The organism is Gilvimarinus sp. 1_MG-2023, from assembly GCF_030548285.1.
On record NZ_JAUOSC010000003.1, the window covers coordinates 275,162 to 292,416 of the forward strand.

The window sequence follows — 17,255 nt, forward strand, 5'->3', positions numbered from 1 at the left end:
GCAAGGTGGGGCTAAGCCTATCAATGATGACCCGTGTCATGTCAAAACTGTTAATGGTCAACTGCGCTGATCAGCTGAGTTGCCCCTGAGGCCTCTTGCGCACCGCTCAAACCACCAAACTGATCGTTCCAAGCCACCAACAAATTCGCTAACTCACACGCTTGCTGGTAGAGCGATTGCAGTTCTTCGGGCGTATCTTTAGGCCCCATATATAATCTGATGGCTCGGTGCTGATTGGCCAGATCATCTTTAGGATGCTGCGAGCGATAGACCTCAAGCTTCCAGCGTAAATTATGTACCGTGTTTCGATAATAGAGTAATTTAGTTTGCAGGCTGATCGGATACGTTGAACGCAGATTGTCTAACTCGCTGAAATCCGACGAAAACACCATGCTTTCCCGGCCTGGGCTATCGGCGACAATGGTTGCCGAACGAGGCCTGTGGGTAAGCCTGGCTAGGTCACCGAACACCTCTCCTGGGGTAATAAAGTTGACTGGATCAGCAGTGAGACTCTCGCCAGGGTAGACCGCCAAACGGCCCTTAAGCAAAAAGTACAAACACTGATCGCCATCGCCTCGCTGCAAGACAACTTCACCAGGGGCGTAGGTAATAATACGGGAAAACTGTAACAACACCTCAAACTGGCTCAAATCAGCCTGCTTGACCGCTTTGAAAAACGGAATGGCCGATAATAACTGCTCTATCGTTTGCCGTCCCATTGTTTCAATGCGCTTAATTTCCATAAATACGTGCCCATACAGCTCAATTAACAGGTTTTAGGTACCACCGAGCGGGTACTTTTCAATGTAATGCTATCAGTTCTTTACACTTTATAGCCTTTCCGCTCGTTCAGAGCAAATGCAGCTGACAATTCTCTATTCTACGCCAAGATTCCAACCAAACTGCTTTTCTGACGAGTTGTTTTTCGGTACAGTTGAAGTTGATCGCTTGATAAAGTACCAAAATCATTGCTTTACCGTACTTCCAAGAATAAAACCTTATCGTAAAAGTGAAGCCAAGTATGCAAACGAATCGAAAAAACTCTCTCTGGCCAGCCTACCTAATGACTTTATTGGTAAGCCTACTGCTTATCGGCAAAGCTCATGCAGAGCCCCTGTTAAACGGTATGGCGATACACCAAGAACTAGGTAAAGACCGGTTTATCGGGGCTATCTATAGCGAGCGCCTAACCGAAGCCGCCGACTTACTGGTAGCTTCAAATATGCCGATGCGGCTGGAGATGAAAATCACCGCCGACCGAGGCATGGCTGCCCGACGTTTTAGCCGCATGTGGATTGAAGGCATGGCCATTAATATTCGCTCTAGCGCTCTGACCGAGCAGGCGGACAACATGGTCGCATTTACCCAAATGTTTCAAGATCGCCTGCTGGAAAATGATCACATTGTCATGGCCCTTGCCCCAGGGGAGGGAACATCCATTAGCGTTAACGGTGTAGAACTGGGAAGAATCGAAAGCGACGCATTTTTTGGCTTACTAGCGAGTGCCTGGGTGGGCCGAGTGCCCCTATCATCTACCTTTCGCGACCAGCTGTTAAAAGCAGGTGAAGTCAGCGGTGCACTGCAAAGCCGGTATAGCAACATTCAACCCAATGAGGAGCGTCGCCAAGAGGTTGCAGCATGGATTGCTCCACCGCCGCCCCCTGAGCCGGCACCAGAGCCTGCTGTTGCGCCTGAGCCAGAACCTGTTGTTGCCCCAGCTCCTGAGCCAACAATTGCCGCCCCCCCCATCAAGCCGCCCAAGCTGGAGTTAGCCGGCCCCAGCTCAGTTGAGGACCCCACTGATACGGTCGCCACGAACGATATCGCGACCAGCGAGCCCTCTGAGCCAGCACCTGACAGCGAGGTGGTCGAAGACAGCACTCCCGAGCTACCGATTCCTGCCAAGACTGAGCAGATTGCTGCATCATCCAGCAGTGAGGCCAGTGAAATGGTCGACGAGACCGACGAAGACTTTGTACCGACCTTTACCGCGGAGTCGATACTAGCCAACCAACGTTACTTCTCCAAACTGGTCATCAAAGTTCAGCGAGAAATTGAATATCCACAAAGAGCTCTGGCTCGTGGCTATCAAGGGTTTATCCGTATTGCGGTTCGCATCAACCGCAATGGCGATTTGTTGAGCACTGATCTGTTAGAAGAAGCCGATCACTCTGTTTTGAATAATGAAGCCCTAGACGCCGTCGCGGATGCCGCCCCTTTTGCCGAGATCCCGGAAGTCATCAGTGGCCAGTTTCACGAGTTCACCATTCCCATTACTTTCGCTTTGCAATAACAACTGAATGGGTGCAGTGCCGTCTAAACGGCACTGCACCTAACGCAATGATTAGCACAAACTGTTCAAATGGCTCTCAATTACCTTGCGAATTCCAGTTTGCTCCAACACAGAGTGAGACTCTAAGCGCTCTAGATGGATAAAATGCAAATGCAGGCACGGTGTGGTCGCATCCATCTCACGTAAATCACCCTTCATTAGTACGGGTAAAAATGACTTTCCTTCAGGCAGTCGCTGCTCCACCATTCGCAATCCTACTCGCAATGGCACCTTTCGGTATGCTTTAGTACCGCGCTTAAGTGGCAAGGTAAGCTGTAACGCACCCGCACTATCAGGCAGAATATGCAACCCGCTAGCAGTCACAGAACGGGTTGGAATACCATTATAGGTGTCGTGCGGGGCATAGGGGTTGGGAAGAATCACAAGCTTACGTGACTCTTCTTTAGGAAAGAAAATATTGTAGTTAGTGTAAAGCTGACGAACCGAACTGGAGTAGACACAAAGTTTGTTTTCAAAACCCATGACAAAACTAACCGCCTTTTGACGCTGACTGAAAGTGTCAAGATCCCACACCAGATCTTTATTATCGTTTGTCTCTTCCACACCAGCTCCCGTTCCATGTAGGGCAAATCGTCTCGTTAGTATAACGTAATATACCTAAACGCACTGACCACTGTAATCTACAAGCTTAACCCATAGCAGCCACACCACTACGGGTCGGTACAGCGTCAGTGTTCCCGCGTAGCTCGGAATCTAACATCCGGATAGCGCTCTTCTGCCAGTGACAGATTCACGCGTGTTGGGGCTAAATAAGTTAGGTGGCCGCCGCCATCAATGGATAGGTTATCCTCACACTTGTTTTTAAACTGCTCCATTTTCTTGGCGTCATCACACTCAACCCAACGAGCTGTGGCCACATTAACGGGTTCGTAAATGGCCTCGACCTTGTACTCATCTTTAAGTCGGTAGGCAACCACTTCAAATTGCAGCACCCCGACCGCACCCACCACGATATCGTTATTATTCAGCGGAAAGAAAACCTGGGTGGACCCCTCCTCAGACAATTGTTGTAAACCTTTTTGCAACGCTTTGGTTTTTAGAGGATCCTTTAGACGAATACGACGAAAGAGTTCTGGTGCAAAATGGGGAATACCGGTAAATTTAAGCGCCTCACCAGCGGTAAAGGTGTCACCGATCTGGATGGTGCCGTGATTGTGCAAACCGATAATATCACCTGCTACCGCTTGCTCCACGGACTCCCGGTCACCCGCCATAAAAGTAACCGCATCGGAAACCTTCACGTCTTTGCCCAAGCGAACATGCCGCATTTTCATGCCTTTGCTATACACCCCTGAGCACACACGCATAAATGCAATACGGTCACGATGTTTCGGGTCCATATTGGCTTGTATCTTAAAGACGAATCCAGAAAATCCTTCCTCGTTAGATTCGATAAATCGCTCGTTGGTCGCGCGTCCAATAGGTTTAGGTGACCACTCAACAAATCCATCGAGCATTTCACGCACACCAAAATTACCCAATGCAGTACCAAAAAATACCGGCGTCATACGCCCTGCCAAATACTCATCCAAGTCGAACTGGTGAGTGGCACCACGCACCAGTTCGATTTCATCACAAATATCATCGTACTCGTCACCCAGCAACTGTTTCGCCTCGTCGGTCTCCAACCCCTTAACCTGCTCATCCTCAGGAATGGTATGGCCTTGACCCGAGCGGTAAACATGAAGAGTGTCAGTATAAAGATTATATACACCCTTAAAATGTGAGCCGTTACCTAGCGGCCAATTGATTGGCGCGGCAGAAATTTTCAACACATCTTCAATTTCATCCATGACCTCAATCGGGTCGCGACTATCGCGGTCCATTTTATTGATAAACGACAAAATAGGCGTGTCGCGCAGACGACACACCTCCATTAATTTAATGGTGCGATCTTCAACACCCTTCGCGCCATCAATCACCATTAATACCGAATCCACTGCGGTCAAGGTACGATATGTATCTTCCGAGAAGTCTTCGTGTCCAGGCGTATCCAGCAAGTTAACAATGCGCTCTTTATAGGGGAACTGCATCACCGACGAGGTCACCGAAATGCCCCGCTCTTGCTCCATAGTCATCCAGTCAGATTTGGCATGAGGGCCTTTTTTCCCTTTCACCGAGCCGCCCACCTGAATAGCGTTGCCGAACAACAGTAGCTTTTCAGTGATGGTGGTTTTACCTGCATCAGGGTGCGAGATAATCGCGAAAGTGCGGCGTTTGTCGATATGCTTTTGCAACGCAGTGTTAGACATATTAAGAGTTATTACCTGTTTGAAACTGGGACTATTATTTGTAATCTATATTACAAATAATAGTCCCGTAAAATTAGTATTAATTATCGCAAGCGATCTATTTCTCTACCAGTGAATCACCACTGACAAACTTGCTTTTACTATTAAAAATTATTGATAAATACGAACCACTGAGCGCATCGACAAAAAACAAAAAGTTCTCAAATAACTCAACTGCCACTCATACCCTAGGTCTTATATTCTTGGGGGGTTGCTAAAAAGTAAGGGTTGAGTATGTTTTCTTCCTGGTTATAAAGCAGCGGCTGATTGGAGTCCAAATCAACCACTTTACCACCAGCACCAAGTAATACCGCGTGAGCGGCACCGGTGTCCCACTCACTGGTGGGGCCCAGCCGCGGATACAAATGAGCCTTCCCCTCGGCCACCAAACAAATTTTCAATGAGCTACCCATACTGGTGATACTAGGCGTTTGGAAGCGGCTAACAAACTCAACAAAAGCATCACTTTGGTGTGAGCGACTGCCCACAATGCACCAATCTGCCGTCCCACTTGGCAGCTCGGCCACTTGCATCTCGATATCATTGGGTGAACGTTTATAACTGTTTTCCACGGCCGTACCGCCGTGATAAGTCACCCCCAAGGCAGGCGCAACCACCACGCCCCACACAGGGGCGCCATTAACTATGTGAGCAATGTTTACGGTGAATTCATCATTTTTTTTTATAAATTCTTTGGTGCCGTCGAGAGGGTCCACCAACCAGTATTCGCTCCACTGCTGACGCTCGGCCCAAGTAATATCGCCGCTCTCTTCTGACAACACTGGCAGCACTTCTCCCAGCTCCTGCAAACCTTTTTCAATAAGAGAGTGAGCGGCCAAATCCGCTTCGGTTAAGGGACTTTGATCTGCTTTTTGTTCGATAGCAAAATCGCGCTGGTAAACTTCCATAATTTTATCACCGGCCGCCTGGGCAATGGTGATAACTTGCTCATACTGATTTTTCTGCAAGGTTTTGCTCTCCGCTGTTATTGCACCAATGTACTAAAAATATCTTTAACGCAGTCATTAACACAGAGTTTACTGGTGTCGAGTGTAACCTCGGGATGTTCGGGCCGCTCGTAAGGATCGCTAATACCGGTAAATTGTTTAATCACTCCGGCGCGTGCTTTTTTGTACAAACCTTTGGGATCGCGTCCTTCACATACAGATAAAGGGGTATCCAAATAGGCCTCGACAAATTGGCCGTGATCAAACATAGACCGAACCATCTGTCGATCACGTCGGTAGGGAGAAATAAAAGCGCAGATCACCACCAAACCGGCATCCACCATCAACTTAGCAACTTCACCGACTCTACGAATGTTTTCGGCGCGGTCATTTTCCGTCATGCCTAAGTCTTTATTCAGCCCGTGGCGAACATTATCACCATCCAACAAGTAGGATTTAATACCATTGCTATGTAAGGCTGAATCCAGCGCATTGGCCACCGTGGATTTACCCGACCCTGAAAGCCCCGTTAACCAGATGCAACGGGGCATCTGCTGTAATAACTCTGCGCGCTGAGCAGCGCTTACGGTACAAGTGTGCCATACCGCATTGGATGGCAAGGTAATATCCTTTAATTTATAGGGCTTATCTGATTGACTCATAGTGTCTCTCACTGATCCTTCTTTTGATCACTCAATCTTACAATATATTACCAACTCATTGAATGCGGGAGCGAAGCCAAAAATAGGCCCATACCCCCACAATGGCATTGGTAACAGCGGTGGCGATAAATATTCCGGTTAACCCCCACGTTGACTTGAGCAACAACATTAACGGCAGATATACCAAAAGTACCCGGCTGGCGGATAACATCATGGCAGGCCAAGGTGCCCCCAAACCATTAAACGCCGCATTGACTGACATCGTCAGCCCATACAAGCCATAACTTAAAGGGACAATGGCCAAATACAATACGGCCACTTCCAGCACCGCGCGGTGCTCACTAAACAATTCAGCCAACTGGGCGCCAAACAGCCACATTAGGCCTGTTAGTAAGGCACCAAAGCCCAAACAAAAAAGCGTAATGATGGTCAAGGCTTCGTACATTCGATGGTGCTTTCCGGCTCCATCATTTTGCCCAAAAAAAGGGCCTACTACACCACTTAATGCGTAAAAGGCAATCAGCGCTAATGGCTCAATTCGCACTGCCACTCCGAGCCCTGCCACCGCATCGGTGCCGAAGCTTGCCACCATAATCACCACCACACCACTGGCCAGCGGAATGATAATATTGGACGCCATGGCCGGCAGCCCTACATGAATAATCGTTCGCCAAGAGCTGGCAATAACGGCTATAGGTGCCCTTAAGGGGCCCAATAATCCAACGCGAGCTTTCAGTATATATAAAGCGAACACCAGCGTCAGTGCTCTAGTGATCAAAGTGGCCCAAGCCGCTCCGGCGATACCGAGCTCGGGGAACCCCCACAAACCAAAAATTAATAGAGGGTCAAGCGCTGCATTAAACAGAGCCGCGACACTCATTAATGTTCCCTGAATTTGACTCATGCCCATAGCACGCAGCGATGCTAGCGCCACCATGGGCACTAACAAACAAGGTGCGCTGAAATACCAGATACTCATATATTGGTGAATAAGTGGTATCAACTCAGGCGGAGCGCCCAGCAGAGTAAACAATGGGTCAATAGTAAACCAACCTAACACACACACGGATACCGCAATCAACAGTGTTAGAGTCACCGCATCGGTTGCCAAGCGCTGGGCGCTGGAAGCATTACCTGCACCCAGCAGACGGGCCACAGCCGATGAGGTGCCGGCGCCCAAGCCTATACCGATACTGGTCAGTACCATCACCACAGGGAAGGTAAAACTCATTGCCGCCAACTGGCTGTTGCCCAATTGAGCGACAAAATAGGTATCGACAACATTGAAAGACATGGTCGCCATCAATCCCCACACCATCGGCAGCGCGAGAGTACGCAGCTGGGTGGGCACATGCCCCTCGGTCATGGTGGCCTGAAGTGGCGGCATGAATGGCAACCTAATCGGATGTATGGAGCCTAACGGCGGGTGGCAAAGTATACCAGACCCGCTAGGTGGCTGCCTGTCAGCCCATAAGCTGACCAACTAACAGCGCCAGACTCGGTTATGGTGTTTTTGCGAGCCACTAAACTCTATAATGGGCTACAACGCTGTTAATGAATACACTGCGGCCGGCGGGTCGCAGATATGACCTTGAGAAATGGCAACCATGAGCAATAAAGACAAACTGTTTATCTTTGATACCACACTGCGTGACGGCGAACAGAGCCCTGGCGCATCCATGACCCGGGAAGAGAAAATCCGCATTGCTAGAATGTTGGAAAAAATGCGCGTGGACATTATCGAAGCGGGCTTTGCCATCGCCAGCAAAGGCGACTTTGAGTCCATTCAAGCGATATCTAAGGTCGTTAAAGACAGTACTATTTGCTCCTTGGCTCGCGCCGTACCTGGGGATATTGAACGCGCCGCCGAAGCTATTCGCCCTGCTAACAGCGGCCGCATACATACGTTTATTGCCACTAGCCCTATCCATATGCAGTACAAACTGAAAATGGAGCCACCTAAGGTGCTGGAGCAAGCAGTCGCTGCAGTCAAGCAAGCACGTAACTACACCGATGACGTTGAGTTCTCACTGGAAGATGCCAGCCGCTCAGAGTTCGGCTTTATGTGCCAAATCATTGAAGCGGTAATCAATGCCGGCGCTCGTACCATCAACCTGCCCGACACCGTCGGCTATGGCGAACCGGGCGAGTACGGGGCCATGTTTGGCCGCTTAATAGAAAACATCCCCAATGCGGATAAAGCCATTTTCTCAACCCATTGTCACAACGATTTAGGGCTGGCTGTAGCCAATTCCCTATCAGCTGTGATGCACGGCGCCCGTCAGGTGGAATGCACGATCAATGGCTTAGGTGAGCGTGCAGGCAATGCAGCGCTGGAAGAGATTGTCATGGCAGTACGCACCCGACAAGATATGATGCCGGTCGAAACCGACCTCGACGCCAGTCACATCGTACCCACCTCGCGCCTAGTATCCACCATTACCGGATTTCCAGTACAGCCTAATAAAGCCATCGTTGGCGCCAATGCGTTTGCCCACGAATCCGGCATCCATCAAGACGGCGTGCTTAAGCATCGCGAAACCTACGAAATCATGCGCGCCGAGGATGTGGGTTGGAACACGAACAAACTGGTATTAGGTAAACACTCGGGTCGAGCAGCGGTGAAGGCTCGGTTTGAAGCCCTCGGTATTACCTTTGAGACACCCGAAGAACTAACCGTAGCCTTCGAGCGCTTTAAAGACTTAGCCGATAAAAAACACGAAATTTTTGATGAAGACTTACAGGCCCTAGTCAGTGGTGTGGTACCCCAAGAGGCACCCGACATTTACGTGCTTGGCGACATGGAGGTAATCAGTAAAACCGGCCAACAGCCAGAAGCTCACTTATCTCTCACCATTAGTGGTGAGCAACACCAGTGCTCTGCCACCGGCAGTGGCCCTGTAGACGCCGCTTACAAAGCAATCGAAAGCGTGGCGAATAGCGGCGCGACCTTAAAACTTTATTCGGTGAATGCTATTACTCAGGGTACCGACTCACAGGGCGATGTTACCGTACGTTTGGCCAAAGACGGCCTAATCGTCAACGGCGTTGGGGCAGACACAGACATAGTCGTTGCTTCAGCCAAGGCGTATTTACACGCCTTGAATTTGCTGGCCGCTCCCGAGCGCTCGCACCCGCAGCGCGAAGGCATTTAACAGAACATGGATGAGCTCGCGCGGCAAAAGTATTTAAACGCTCTAGGCATTGATGGCTATATGCCCCGTGTGCGGCTACCCCACGCGCCGCAACCTGTACTCTGCGCGATACCAGAGACACTTGTGCAGGCGTCAAGCCACACACCGGCCCAATCATTGATGCGGCCTGAGACTGAGGCTCTTCCCGCACGCTCAACACCGAAAGAAAATGTAGAATCAGTCGGTCAGGTACTGGCCGGTATCGGGGGGAATCAAGAGCGCAAAGCAGCCCCAAAAGCGCCGCTAAAAGCATCACTTACCCCCAAGACCGCCGGCGTAAAGCCGGTGCACTTACATCTTTGGCGCGCCTCGCCGTCCTTAATGATTGTCGATCAACACGAGCCGGGAATGGCGTTCCCCAAAGAAACATTATTAACCAATATTTTACGGGCAACCCAGCAGATCTCTCAGCCACTAGCAGAGGCCGAGCGAATCCGCTGCCCCATTAATGATGACCTGGCCAGCCGTTACCGCGAAGAAGATGTGAGCGAAGAGTTAAAAGCTTGGATCAATGAAGAATTAATTAAATCGCCGCAAGCCAATTTATGGATTTTTGGTCTGCGGCCTGCACAGTACTTAGCCACACCAGAAACTAAACCCGAAGCGACGTTTAGTCAGGCGCTAGTAAGCTGTTATGGCGAAACTGAAACGACACGGCGTGCCGCGGTACTTCCCAGCCTCACCGAATTACTGCAAACCCCCGATCTGAAACGCCAAGTTTGGCAAACGTTACAAGCTCGTGAGTACAAATAAACTCAGCGCGGACGCGCTCAACACCCAGCTACCGTTAAACGGGGTATACCTGCAACTGCGGCCACTGGCAGCAGACGATATTGCCGCTGTTTTAACGATCGAACAGTCCGTCCATTCTCACCCATGGAGTCGAAAGTTGTTCGAAGACTGCCTCCACTCGCGCCAACAATGCTTACTTTTGTGTGATCAGCAAACCGTTGTTGCCTATTGTGTGTTTAGTGTCGCCGCTGGTGACGCTGAGCTATTGAATATTGCTACTGCACCACAGTGGCAACGACGTGGCCTCGCTCGACTCTTGCTCAGCTATTTACTGGAGCAGCTCACTTGCGTTGCCGATACACTCTACTTGGAAGTACGCCAATCAAACATCAAGGCGATTATGTTATATCAAGAGCTGGGACTTGCCGAAGTAGGCATTCGTCCTAATTATTACCCCAGTGCCAAAGGGCGGGAAGACGCCATCATTATGGCTTACACTTTACGCCTATAAGTCCTGCGACATTTCGCCGCACCCGGTTTTTTTGAGTTTTTAACGCAACTGGGGCATTCTGCCAACGATTCTCTAAAACGGTGAGCTTTGTGCATTTGCGACATTTGGTTTTTATTCGCTTTTTATTGATATTGTCATTGGTTTTGGCAAGCACCATTGCTCATTTATTTTCATCAATTCCTGTTATCCCGATCGCAGCAATCACCCTCACCCTCATCGCGGTTAACTTTGCATCGCTGCCCAGAACCTCCCCTGCACTCGAGATTCAACCAGCCGAGCTGGCCCTTCATTTGTTAATCGATATCGCCGCAGTAGCTATTTTGGCTTATTTCACGGGCGGGGTCAGCAACCCATTACTGTCTTATATTCTCGTGCCCGTTTGTATTGCCGCCAGTGTACTGCCCAAGCTCTATGCTTGGTCGCTCAGCCTATTGGCCATTGCACTTTACAGTCTTTTGTTATTTTGGCATCAACCTCTGCCTTTATTTACCCCGCACATAGATCACCATTCACACCATTTGCCCAGTATGAATATTCATATGATAGGCATGTGGTTTAACTTTGCCCTCAGCGCACTGTTAATCAGCTTTTTTATTGTTCGTATGACGGCTACCGTACGACAACACCAAGACGAGTTAAATTCACTGCGTGAAGAAGATTTGCGCAATGAACAACTAATAGCAGTTGCGACTCAAGCCGCAGGCACCGCCCATGAGTTAGGTACGCCTCTAGCAACCATTAAAGTATTATTAGGGGAAATCGCAGCCGATCCTTTATTGCCGCAACAAACCCAAGATGACATTGCTTTACTCGGTACACAGGTGAGTCAGTGCGCAAGTATTTTACAAAAATTACGTCAGCGCGCGGATATTGATCAACTCACTAACCCCTCTGCGGTACCGGCATTAAAGTACTGTCAGCAATTGCTTGATCACTGGCAATTATTAAGACCCGATGTGTCGACCCAACAAGATTTAGATAAAAACCTAGCGAGCCACTCAGTGACCTTGCACCCAACTATTGAGCAGGCCATTATTAATGTGCTAAATAACGCTGCCGATGCCAGTGAAGAAGGTATAGCGATTAAGGTGGCAATAGAAAATGAACGACTACTCTGGCGTATTATCGATGACGGCAAAGGCATAGCACCCAGCACTCGCCCCTTATTAGGAACACAGCCGATATCCACAACCAAACCCGATGGCCTAGGTATCGGTCTATTTCTAACTCATGCCAGTATTCAACGTTACGGTGGCAGCGTTAGCCTAGAGGCCGGCCCTAAGGGCGGGACTCTCACTACCATTACTTTGCCTTTAGGTGGAATATGAACAACTGCGACGCCATACTCATTATTGATGATGACATAACTTTCGGCGAAATTTTACAACGCGCCTTAATTCGACGAGGGTTTAAGACCGATGTCGCTCATAATAGCCAAGAAGCTTATACCTTAAGCGAACAGAATGATTATCAACGAGCTATTATTGATTTGAAAATTGGCGCCGAATCCGGCTTAGAATTAGTCGATGAATTATTACTGCGCAAACCATCGTTGCACATTGTTATGCTAACTGGGTATTCCAGTATTGCCACCGCCGTGCAAGCAGTAAAAAAAGGGGTGATCCAATATTTGTGTAAACCGGCCGATGCCGATGAGATTTTAGCGGCATTTACTGACACGAGAGAAACTCCCACGATTCCTGATCAACCGCCCTCGGTCGATCGCCTAGCGTGGGAGCATATACAAAGCGTTCTAGCCGCACACGATGGTAATATATCGGCTACTGCACGCGCTCTAGGCATGCACCGCCGTACATTACAACGAAAGCTGAGCAAGCGCCCGGTAAAGCACTAGTAGCAGCGGCAATCTATCAGGTATTGATAGCCCGTGCAGTAACAGCCTGTCCATCACTTAACTGTTTAAGATCTGTTAAGAAACTTTTCTGCCAGGCGTGAATATCTTGAGCTTCTAATACGCTCATCATGCGCTGCCAGCGATCTATTCGCTCATCCAATGGCATGCGTAATGCCTTCGCCAGAGATCCCGCCATACCATCCACATCGTAGGGATTAACTATAACGGCTGAGTCTAGCTCATCGGCAGCTCCCGCCAATTCCGACAAAACCAACACTCCTGGGTCTTTCGGATTTTGCGCAACCACGTATTCTTTGGCGACTAAGTTCATCCCATCTTTTAGTGGAGTCACTAAACCTACATGCGCTAGACGATACATCGCCAGAATGGTTTTACGGCGAAATCCTCGATTTAGATAACGCAAGGGCATCCAATCAAAATCAGCGTAAGTCCCAATGATATGTCCCGCCTCTCGGTCGATACGTTTGGCAAGGTCACCATAGGCCTGTACATCGCCGCGTGAGGTCGGGGATATTTGTAAATAAACCACTTGCCGCAAAAATTCTCTATTATGCCCCAGCAAACGATCGTAGGCCTGAAAGCGCCTTACCAACCCCTTGGAATAATCCAGCCGGTCTACACCAATAAGTAGTTTACGATCCCCCAAGCTTTCGTATAAACGCTGGTACTCTTGGGTAGACTCACCGTGGTCAGCGACTCCCGGTAAAGCTTGTGTCTCAACACTGATAGGATAAACGCGCGAGGTACAGTGTCTGTCACCAAATCGCAAACGATCATTCTTTAGAATTTCTCCGCCTAACCCCTGCCCCACACCCATGCAAAAGCCTAGGTGGTCGGCTTCAGTCTGGAAGCCCACCAAGTCATAGTGCAGCAAAGACTCCAATACATTCTTATAACCGGGCACTGTACGCAATAAATCAATAGATGGAAAAGGCGTGTGTAGAAAAAAACCTATCGGATTTCTTACGCCAGCTTCACGCAGTATTTTACCCAATGGAATTAAGTGATAATCATGTATCCAAATGGTATCGGTGGGAGTAATGATTTTTAACAATTCATCGGCAAATTTCTTATTAACCTGTATATAGCCACTCAAATCTCTATCGCTGTACTGCATTAATTCCGGACGCTGATGAAACAGTGGCCAGAGGACGCTGTTGGCATAACCTTTATAATATTGGTTGTATTCGGACTGCCGCATATTGACGGTAATATATTCAATATTGCCTTTTACTTCGTGCTTGGCAGCTTCATCGCGGTTGTCTACCTTACCGCTCCAGCCGAACCATACACCTCCGGCCTTTTCCATAGCAGCCATTACACCTACGGCTAAACCACCTTCTGAACCTTTGTTGGCCCCATCCGTTTTTGCCACTCGATTCGATACAACAATTAAACGACTCACAGTTCATGCTCCCATTTCTTACTAAGAATTCGAGCGCTATTGATAATGCCGACCATTGAGTATGTTTGTGGGAAGTTACCCCACAACTCACCAGTTTCAGGATCTAAATCCTCCGACATTAATCCCAAGTGATTACGCTTAGACAATAAATCTTCAAATAGAACCCTAGCTTCTTGCTCACGACCTGCCGCAGCTAGTGCATCGATATACCAAAACGAACAAATCGTAAAGGCATTTTCAGGTGTACCAAAGTCATCCTCAACCACATAGCGAAATAAATATTTACTGCCTTCGGGAATTAATTTGTTTTCAATCTCAGTAATGGTACCTATAAATCGTGGATCTTTACCGTCTATATACCCCAGCTCACAAGCTAATAACAAGCTTGCATCCATGGTGTCCCCCCCCCAGGTAGCTGTATAGGCATTCAACTCATTATTAAAACCATTGGCCTCAATAGCAGTGCTAATTTTATGGCTTGCACACTGCCAGTATTCCACTCTTTCTGGCAATTCTAATTTACGTGCTATTTTGGCCAATCGGTCAGCCGCAGCCCAGCACATCATGCTGGAAAAAGTGTGTACGTGCTTCGAGCCTCTTAACTCCCACAAGCCGGCATCGGGTTTATCATAAAAGGCATAGGCTTTATCTCCGACAGTTTCCAATAACTCAAATAATTGAACACTGCCTGGGCGTCTTATACGCTCATCAAAAAACATTTGCGTGGCGGAAAGTACGATAGCGCCGTATACATCGTGTTGAATTTGTTCGGCGGCCTGATTACCCACGCGGACCGGCCCCATTCCTCGGTAGCCAGGAAGATCATGAGCAATTCTCTCTGGCATACTTTTAGAGCCATTAATACAAAACACCGGCTGTAGGTGATCTTCATCCATTTCAGCAACTATATTTACAAGATATTGTAAATATTGCTCCATCGTTCTAGTCGTACCCAGCCGATTTAACGCATGCACGGTAAAGAAACTATCTCTTAACCAACAGAAGCGATAATCCCAGTTACGTTGGGTATCTTTGGCCTCTGGTAAAGAGGTCGTCATCGCGGCAATAATAGCCCCTGTATCTTCATAGGCACTCAGTTTTAAAGTTATGGCCGCTCTGATGACCGCGCCCTGCCATTCGAAGGGAATCGCTAGATAGCGCGACCACTCCAACCAATAAGACTCCGTTTCAGCGTAAAAACGCTCGCTTATTTCTTTAATAGGCTCCTTAATTGATTTGTCATCACCCAAAATAAGATAGTGTTCACCGTCAAGAACAAACCAGGTTTCGTCCATTACCGCCGTCACCGACAAGCCGGTAGTGAGTCGTAACGCTAAATCATTGCCAACAAAACGAATGTGGTTACTGCCCTGTATGCGAGAATAGGGATACTGGCCATCACTGTATGCGGGGCGTAACCGGATGCGAATTTTAGGAGAGCCTATAGGTGCAAGTTTTCGGTTTAGCATCATGGGCCGAAACATGCGGCCATACTGAGTAAAACGCGGAACAAAGTCGGTTACCACAACCCCATTACCATGGGTATCATATAAAGTTGTTATTAGAATGGCTGTATTTTTTTCGTAATGCTGTTCACTATGGCTAAAGTCTTCTAGATCAATGGCGTAGGTACCTTGTACCGCATCCTCATCATCGGTCTTTAAAAGCGAACAAAAGACAGGGTCGCCATCAAATCGAGGTAAACACGTCCATACAATTTCAGCATATTGATCGACCAATGCCCCAATGACACAGTTACCAATCAACCCCATTTTTAGATTTCGCTTTTTCATCCACACCCTCCAGTCTATTGAGTTGTAACTTTAAAAAAGCAAGAACCTCGCCAGAATCTGTTAAATGTACCCCAGCGCACGTTTCTCCGGCTCCAACCTTGATAGAGACACCGCCATTCTGGTTCACCCAAGCAAAAGCGTCTTCATCGGTTGTATCGTCACCAATGTACACCGGCTGACGGCCGGCAAAAGGATGTGTGCTCATAAAACGTGCAACGGCAACACCCTTATCAACTCCGATTGGCTGTATTTCCCTGACACAGTTGCCTTTAATCACACGTATATCTGTCCGTTTAGTCAACTGTAGCTGATCATCAATAAAACTGTCCAAGTGTTCACGCAAATGCTCTTTACCTCGGTAATGCAAGGCAACAGCATGCCCCTTATCTTCAACGATTAAGCCAGCATTTGTTGCGTAATCTATTAACTTGGCTTTGATATGTGCAAACTCAGTTAGATCTAGTTTATGAGACATAACAGGCCCGTCCCCGAAGCGCCACTCGGCACCATGACTACCCGCCATCGTCAAGGGTAAGACGATTAAGCCTGCCAGTGATTCGATCGTCCGCCCAGACACCAGAGCCAAAGCACCATTAAGTTGCACAGCTAAGGTACCCAAAATCTGAGTTAATTCCTCAGAGACAAATACACCATCTGGGGTAGGCGCAAAATCCACTAGGGTGCCATCAAAATCCAGGAACAAAGCGATATTTTGGGTTTGGTCAATTTGCATAAACATTACTACCTGAGTACCACTATGGATTACTGACTATATCAAGGTGCGAAACTCTATGAAATGGGCGATACAAATCTGGAGACAGGGTAATTTAGAAAAATACGGAAATGGGTATCTTAAGATTAGTTGCCGAGGGAACAGTTGAAATATAGCTATCAAGTGATCTTATGTGACAACAATTTAAAACGAAGTAACTGTTATCCCCAAAATAAAAATCTTTTTAATCACGCTCAGCTAAACACTCATACCCACCCATTTCAAACTCGCGACAGATCAAAGGGCGGTTTTCATAGATTGTACACAGCATTGTTTGTCGGTCTAGTGCCGCACACCAACCATCTTCTAATCTAGCCATTGTCATGCCCCCCCATTGATCCTCCTCAATATACCTTTCTGGCACGCCGGTGTCGGTGATAAGCATTACCTCCAGACGGCAGCAATTTGCACGGCAGGTTGAACAAGTTATTTTTTGCTCAGTCAGATCGACAGTATTGATATTCAATGGTACGAATTAACCTCTTCTTTGCTGGACGCTGGACGCTGGACGCTGGACGCTGGACGCTGGACGCTGGACATGATTATGGTAGGTCGTGTGCCACATTGACAGACCTTTTCTTTATCACTTTGTTGAACATTAGCTCGTAAAAAGACAATGTTGTGCTGGGGAACTGACCTAGCGATGGGAAGCGTTTCTGGGCAGATGGGTCCAGCGAAGCTTTCTGTAAGGTAGAGCTAGGACACGCTCTATATCTGCT

At 48.2% G+C, this 17,255-nt stretch carries 17 protein-coding genes; 7 read left to right on the forward strand and 10 right to left on the reverse strand.

Going from position 1 to position 17,255, the window contains the following annotated elements:
* Positions 1 to 50: 50 nt before the first annotated feature.
* Complete coding sequence (locus tag Q4563_RS06760) at positions 51 to 743, reverse strand: cyclic nucleotide-binding domain-containing protein (RefSeq protein WP_215975790.1); 693 nt, start codon at positions 741 to 743, stop codon at positions 51 to 53.
* A 278-nt stretch (positions 744 to 1,021) separates the two neighbouring features.
* Here Q4563_RS06760 and Q4563_RS06765 point away from each other — a divergent pair, with 278 nt between their 5' ends.
* A complete protein-coding gene (locus tag Q4563_RS06765; protein ID WP_303604034.1) occupies positions 1,022 to 2,293 on the forward strand; it encodes a TonB family protein in 1,272 nt (423 codons plus the stop codon).
* 51 nt (positions 2,294 to 2,344) lie between these two features.
* On the opposite strand, the gene Q4563_RS06770 is transcribed toward Q4563_RS06765, so the two are convergent.
* From Q4563_RS06770 to Q4563_RS06790, 5 genes are all read right to left on the reverse strand, one after another.
* Positions 2,345 to 2,896: a hypothetical protein gene (locus Q4563_RS06770; RefSeq protein WP_303604035.1), complete on the reverse strand. Its 552-nt coding sequence runs from the start codon at positions 2,894 to 2,896 to the stop codon at positions 2,345 to 2,347.
* Positions 2,897 to 3,021: 125 nt separating this feature from the next.
* Complete coding sequence (gene prfC, locus Q4563_RS06775; protein WP_215975787.1) at positions 3,022 to 4,605, reverse strand: peptide chain release factor 3; 1,584 nt, start codon at positions 4,603 to 4,605, stop codon at positions 3,022 to 3,024.
* Positions 4,606 to 4,832: 227 nt separating this feature from the next.
* The gene (gene cysQ, locus Q4563_RS06780) at positions 4,833 to 5,612 is read right to left on the reverse strand and encodes a 3'(2'),5'-bisphosphate nucleotidase CysQ (RefSeq protein ID WP_303604036.1); all 780 of its coding nucleotides are present in this window, start codon (positions 5,610 to 5,612) and stop codon (positions 4,833 to 4,835) included.
* Between the two features lie 17 nt (positions 5,613 to 5,629).
* Positions 5,630 to 6,253, reverse strand: a complete 624-nt coding sequence (cysC, locus tag Q4563_RS06785) for an adenylyl-sulfate kinase (protein WP_303604037.1) — start codon at positions 6,251 to 6,253, stop codon at positions 5,630 to 5,632.
* A 55-nt stretch (positions 6,254 to 6,308) separates the two neighbouring features.
* Positions 6,309 to 7,640 carry an MATE family efflux transporter gene (locus Q4563_RS06790; protein WP_303604038.1) on the reverse strand — a complete coding sequence of 444 codons (1,332 nt, stop codon included), beginning with the start codon at positions 7,638 to 7,640 and terminating at the stop codon, positions 6,309 to 6,311.
* 220 nt (positions 7,641 to 7,860) lie between these two features.
* On the opposite strand from Q4563_RS06790, the gene Q4563_RS06795 reads away from it, so the two are divergent.
* The 5 genes from Q4563_RS06795 to Q4563_RS06815 all read left to right on the forward strand — a co-directional run bounded on the left by Q4563_RS06795 (position 7,861) and on the right by Q4563_RS06815 (position 12,545).
* Positions 7,861 to 9,408: a 2-isopropylmalate synthase gene (locus Q4563_RS06795; RefSeq protein ID WP_215975784.1), complete on the forward strand. Its 1,548-nt coding sequence runs from the start codon at positions 7,861 to 7,863 to the stop codon at positions 9,406 to 9,408.
* 6 nt (positions 9,409 to 9,414) lie between these two features.
* Positions 9,415 to 10,200 (forward strand): hypothetical protein, encoded by a 786-nt coding sequence (locus Q4563_RS06800; protein ID WP_303604039.1) that lies wholly within the window; start codon positions 9,415 to 9,417, stop codon positions 10,198 to 10,200.
* Positions 10,187 to 10,690, forward strand: coding sequence for a ribosomal protein S18-alanine N-acetyltransferase (gene rimI / locus Q4563_RS06805; RefSeq protein ID WP_303604040.1), 504 nt, complete (start codon positions 10,187 to 10,189; stop codon positions 10,688 to 10,690). The genes Q4563_RS06800 and rimI overlap by 14 nt, the downstream gene beginning before the upstream one ends.
* 89 nt (positions 10,691 to 10,779) lie before the next feature.
* Positions 10,780 to 12,018: an ATP-binding protein gene (locus tag Q4563_RS06810; protein WP_303604041.1), complete on the forward strand. Its 1,239-nt coding sequence runs from the start codon at positions 10,780 to 10,782 to the stop codon at positions 12,016 to 12,018.
* Entirely contained in the window at positions 12,015 to 12,545 is a 531-nt protein-coding gene (locus Q4563_RS06815; protein ID WP_215975781.1) for a response regulator transcription factor, read from the forward strand. The genes Q4563_RS06810 and Q4563_RS06815 overlap by 4 nt, the downstream gene beginning before the upstream one ends.
* A gap of 16 nt (positions 12,546 to 12,561) precedes the next feature.
* Here Q4563_RS06815 and Q4563_RS06820 read toward each other — a convergent pair whose 3' ends face one another.
* The 4 genes from Q4563_RS06820 to Q4563_RS06835 all read right to left on the reverse strand — a co-directional run bounded on the left by Q4563_RS06820 (position 12,562) and on the right by Q4563_RS06835 (position 17,002).
* On the reverse strand, positions 12,562 to 13,971 hold the full coding sequence (locus tag Q4563_RS06820) for an alpha,alpha-trehalose-phosphate synthase (UDP-forming) (protein ID WP_215975780.1): 1,410 nt from the start codon (positions 13,969 to 13,971) through the stop codon (positions 12,562 to 12,564).
* Positions 13,968 to 15,764, reverse strand: a complete 1,797-nt coding sequence (locus Q4563_RS06825) for a glycoside hydrolase family 15 protein (protein ID WP_215975779.1) — start codon at positions 15,762 to 15,764, stop codon at positions 13,968 to 13,970. The genes Q4563_RS06820 and Q4563_RS06825 overlap by 4 nt, the downstream gene beginning before the upstream one ends.
* Positions 15,727 to 16,497, reverse strand: coding sequence for a trehalose-phosphatase (gene otsB / locus Q4563_RS06830; protein ID WP_303604042.1), 771 nt, complete (start codon positions 16,495 to 16,497; stop codon positions 15,727 to 15,729). Before otsB ends, Q4563_RS06825 begins: the two co-directional genes overlap by 38 nt.
* Positions 16,498 to 16,720: 223 nt before the next feature.
* On the reverse strand, positions 16,721 to 17,002 hold the full coding sequence (locus Q4563_RS06835) for a YkgJ family cysteine cluster protein (RefSeq protein WP_215975777.1): 282 nt from the start codon (positions 17,000 to 17,002) through the stop codon (positions 16,721 to 16,723).
* Here Q4563_RS06835 and Q4563_RS06840 point away from each other — a divergent pair.
* Positions 16,970 to 17,104 (forward strand): hypothetical protein, encoded by a 135-nt coding sequence (locus Q4563_RS06840; RefSeq protein WP_303604047.1) that lies wholly within the window; start codon positions 16,970 to 16,972, stop codon positions 17,102 to 17,104. The two genes, Q4563_RS06835 and Q4563_RS06840, sit on opposite strands and share 33 nt — an antisense overlap.
* Positions 17,105 to 17,255: the final 151 nt, after the last annotated feature.

What these genes read in the sequence shown, in the direction of transcription:
- cysC (WP_303604037.1), bottom strand. Translation starts at nt 6,253, where the DNA reads ATGAGTCAATCAGATAAGCCCTATAAATTAAAGGATATTACCTTGCCA.
- Q4563_RS06765 (WP_303604034.1), top strand. Translation starts at nt 1,022, where the DNA reads ATGCAAACGAATCGAAAAAACTCTCTCTGGCCAGCCTACCTAATGACT.
- Q4563_RS06815 (WP_215975781.1), top strand. Translation starts at nt 12,015, where the DNA reads ATGAACAACTGCGACGCCATACTCATTATTGATGATGACATAACTTTC.
- otsB (WP_303604042.1), bottom strand. Translation starts at nt 16,497, where the DNA reads ATGCAAATTGACCAAACCCAAAATATCGCTTTGTTCCTGGATTTTGAT.
- Q4563_RS06825 (WP_215975779.1), bottom strand. Translation starts at nt 15,764, where the DNA reads ATGAAAAAGCGAAATCTAAAAATGGGGTTGATTGGTAACTGTGTCATT.
- Q4563_RS06790 (WP_303604038.1), bottom strand. Translation starts at nt 7,640, where the DNA reads ATGCCGCCACTTCAGGCCACCATGACCGAGGGGCATGTGCCCACCCAG.
- Q4563_RS06800 (WP_303604039.1), top strand. Translation starts at nt 9,415, where the DNA reads ATGGATGAGCTCGCGCGGCAAAAGTATTTAAACGCTCTAGGCATTGAT.
- Q4563_RS06760 (WP_215975790.1), bottom strand. Translation starts at nt 743, where the DNA reads ATGGAAATTAAGCGCATTGAAACAATGGGACGGCAAACGATAGAGCAG.
- Q4563_RS06795 (WP_215975784.1), top strand. Translation starts at nt 7,861, where the DNA reads ATGAGCAATAAAGACAAACTGTTTATCTTTGATACCACACTGCGTGAC.
- prfC (WP_215975787.1), bottom strand. Translation starts at nt 4,605, where the DNA reads ATGTCTAACACTGCGTTGCAAAAGCATATCGACAAACGCCGCACTTTC.